Annotated in this window: 1 rRNA gene; it reads right to left on the bottom strand. The window is 50.7% G+C overall.

Annotated features, from left to right (window positions below):
* Positions 1-410, bottom strand: a 23S ribosomal RNA gene (locus tag K9U41_RS23495); the annotation flags it as partial.

The raw sequence follows: 410 nt of genomic DNA, 5'->3' as shown, positions 1-410 counted from the left end.
AATCGCACTACACATCGGTACAGGAATATTGACCTGTTTCCCATCAACTACGCATCTCTGCCTCGCCTTAGGGGCCGACTCACTCTACGCCGATGAACGTTGCGTAGAAAACCTTGCGCTTACGGCGAGGGGGCTTTTCACCCCCTTTAACGCTACTCATGTCAGCATTCGCACTTCTGATACCTCCAGCATCCGTTACCAGACACCTTCACAGGCTTACAGAACGCTCTCCTACCACGCACAGTAAACTGTGCATCCGCAGCTTCGGTAACTGGCTTAGCCCCGTTACATCTTCCGCGCAGGACGACTCGATCAGTGAGCTATTACGCTTTCTTTAAATGATGGCTGCTTCTAAGCCAACATCCTGACTGTTTTAGCCTTCCCACTTCGTTTCCCACTTAGCCAATTTT

Source organism: Xanthobacter autotrophicus, assembly GCF_029991245.1.
Taxonomy (GTDB): domain Bacteria; phylum Pseudomonadota; class Alphaproteobacteria; order Rhizobiales; family Xanthobacteraceae; genus Xanthobacter; species Xanthobacter autotrophicus_C.
This window is presented reverse-complemented; position numbering and strand designations above follow the sequence as displayed.